This window comes from Moraxella sp. 179-F 1C4 NHS (assembly GCF_045370505.1).
GTDB lineage: Bacteria > Pseudomonadota > Gammaproteobacteria > Pseudomonadales > Moraxellaceae > Faucicola > Faucicola tetraodonis.
This window is the reverse complement of record NZ_JBIQEC010000054.1, coordinates 1-3,041: the sequence shown is the minus strand read 5'-3', so window position 1 is coordinate 3,041 and position 3,041 is coordinate 1. Positions and strand designations below refer to the sequence as shown.

The 3,041-nt window shown below is 35.0% G+C and carries 3 protein-coding genes; all 3 read left to right on the top strand.

Annotated elements, in window-relative coordinates; genetic code table 11:
- Window positions 1–176 precede the first annotated feature (176 nt).
- The 3 genes from ACH0AB_RS11705 (at window position 177) to ACH0AB_RS11695 (ending at window position 2,806) form a co-directional block, all read left to right on the top strand.
- Window positions 177–824 carry an AAA family ATPase gene (locus ACH0AB_RS11705; protein ID WP_060995182.1) on the top strand — a complete coding sequence of 216 codons (648 nt, stop codon included), beginning with the start codon at window positions 177–179 and terminating at the stop codon, window positions 822–824.
- On the top strand, window positions 824–1,117 hold the full coding sequence (locus ACH0AB_RS11700; RefSeq protein ID WP_060995181.1) for a hypothetical protein: 294 nt from the start codon (window positions 824–826) through the stop codon (window positions 1,115–1,117). The genes ACH0AB_RS11705 and ACH0AB_RS11700 overlap by 1 nt, the downstream gene beginning before the upstream one ends.
- 135 nt (window positions 1,118–1,252) lie before the next feature.
- Entirely contained in the window at window positions 1,253–2,806 is a 1,554-nt protein-coding gene (locus tag ACH0AB_RS11695; protein WP_406878248.1) for an ATP-binding protein, read from the top strand.
- The last annotated feature ends 235 nt before the right edge of the window (window positions 2,807–3,041 follow it).

Below are 3,041 nucleotides of genomic sequence, written 5' to 3'. Positions count from 1 at the left end.
CTTTTGCTAGGTGATTGATTTTATTGTATTATACCAATTTAATGAACTTTTGTGTGTTTATTCGCGCAAAGGTTTCTTATATATGATAAAATTTTGAATAAATTAATTAACTTACGTAACTTAAATCTGTTAAAATGGTTATGTAACTTTAATAACTTATATAAAAGGTGTAACTTATGATAATCTTAATTGGCGGTGAAAAAGGTGGTTCAGGCAAGAGCTGCTTAGCTCAAAATATTGCAGTTTATTTGCAGAATAGAAATCGAGACATCTTATTGTTAGATGCTGACCCGCAGGGTACAACGACTGACTGGGTAAAAGAGCGGGAGCAAAACCAAATTTCTAAAACACTCCCATCAGTGCAATGCTCAGGTAATATTAGACAGACACTAATTGATTTGTCAAAGCGTTATCAAGATATTGTCATTGATGCAGGTGGTCAAGATTCTGAAGCCTTACGTTCTGCTATGACTGTTGCAACCCATATGTTGTTGCCTTTTAGACCTAAACGTCGGGATTTAAAAACACTGGCACACATGGAAAATCTGGTGAAAATGGCAAAAGCCATCAATCCTAATTTAAAAGCAAAAGCCGTCATGACACAATGTCCAACTTTGCCCAGTCAATTCCAGCGTATCACCGATGCTAAAGATGCTTGTGAATCCTTTAATATTCCAGCTCTTCAAAATTTCACCAGTAATCGTAATATTTATGATGACGCTGATGAAAATGGATTTACAGTATTTGAAGCCAAAGGTGATACAGATGGCAAGGCTAGCGCAGAAATTGTAGCGATTGCCGAAGAGTTTTTAGGAGAAGTATAATGGGTTTAAGTGATTTAAAGAAAAAAGGTTATAATGCTGATATCTCTGTCGATAGTTTTATTGGTGGGGCGAATACCCATTCGCTACAAAAAGAATCGAAGGCTAAATATATTCGCCAAACTTTTTCACTTACCCAAGAAGTGAGTGATCAAATCGATGAATTACTTGTAAAAAGTAGGGTCGCTCGTGCTAATCGTTCGATAATTGTCAAAACAGCGATTCAGCAGCTAAGCTTTCTTTCAGAAGAACAATTAAATTTAGCAGTTCTCGCAACAAAAAATGAAGAAAGTTAAATAACTTAAGTAAGTTATATCTTTTAGTAAATGTTATAACTTACTTTTTGTGCATAACTTACATAAGTTACTCTTGGCAAATAAGTTTATTAAGTTATTGAAATTATCTTGTGATTCTTAGTGGGGATCTAATAAATGGTAAAAAAACAATTTCCTATCGGCATCCAAAATTTAGCCGAACTAAGACAAGGTAACTATTATTACGTCGATAAAACGGCCAAAATCATTGAACTAATTAATACTAGTAAATATATTTTTTTATCAAGACCTAGACGGTTTGGCAAAAGCCTGACCCTTGATACTATTGCTGAAATATTTGCAGGTAACAAGGCGCTATTCACTGGATTATATGCTGAACATCACTGGCAATGGGAGCAATCCTATCCTGTTATTCGCATTAGCTTTGATGGCGGTATAGAAGGTTACGATGACTTATCTCTTGCTTTATCGGACATTTTAACGGCTTTAGAAGAAAGATGGCGTATTACTAATAGCTTAAAAACGATTAGTGGTAGGTTTCAAGCACTCATTCAGCATTGCCATGAAACAACAGGGCAAAAAGTTGTCATATTGATAGATGAATACGATAAGCCGATTTTAGACAGTTTGCAGAATTCAGAAAAATCTATTATTGTCCGTAATCAATTAAGGGATTTTTATTCCGTTATTAAAGGTCAAGATGCCCATATACAATTTGCCATGCTCACAGGCGTTTCTAAATTTAGTAAAATCAATCTATTTTTAGGTTTAAATAATCTATACGATGTTACCTTAGATGAAAGATTCTCAGCGCTTTGTGGTTACACCCAATCTGAGCTTGAAAACGTATTCGCTGTAGAATTAGATAAAGTGGATCTTGAAGAGTTAAAAAAATGGTATAACGGCTATAATTGGACAGGTGAAGCAGTCTATAACCCCTTTGACGTCTTACTGTTTTTAAGTAACCCACAAAAGCTCTATAAAAACTACTGGGTAGAAACAGGTAATGCAACCTTCTTAATGGATAAGCTATTAAATGAAAACATCCATATCCATCAACTAATTGGTAGACTTATTGATAGTCAAAACCTATCACAATTTGAAATAAGCGATATCAGTATCATCGCCTTACTATTTCAAACGGGTTATCTCACCATTGATAAAATGCTGTTAAAACCCAGTGTACGTTATACCCTAAAATTTCCCAACATTGAAGTACAACAAAGCTTATCGGAATCACTGCTATTAAAATACATCGCCCATGCCAAAGATGATATGTTACTCAAACAAAGTGAACTTTACGAAGCGATTGTTCAGCATAATCTTGATGGCATTGAAAGCATCATCCAAGCATTTTTTAGTAGCATTCCCCATAACTGGCACAGAAATAATCCGATTGCCAATTACGAAGGCTATTGGGCCAGCGTCTTCTACGCACTGTTTGCCAGTTTAGGCTTTCAAACCATCACAGAAGACGCAACAAGTCTTGGTAACATCGACATGACACTCATCATTGGAGACCACGTTTACATTTTTGAATTTAAAGTCGTGAATGGTAAAAACGCTCAACCACAAGGAACCGCCTTAGCTCAAATACAACAGAAGCGTTATGCTGACAAATACACAACACCCAGTCGTATCATTCATCAGATAGGTATAGAATTTCATAGAGAAACGCATACGGTAATATTTGATAGAAGAGAAGGGTAAACTAAATGTACTTAGCCTAAGCCAAAAATTTTACATCATCTAGACTATGTTAATTGTAGCGATTCTCATTGAAAATCCATTACCGTCTATCAAATCATGGAATTAATGCATAAATTCTGTTAGTTATTACACCATTATAAATTTACTTGATAATCACGAAAACCTATTGTTTTTCGTGAGTTTGTAAATAAGCGCCAATTTGGCGCTTTTTTATTAGGTTCATTTCACGATAAAG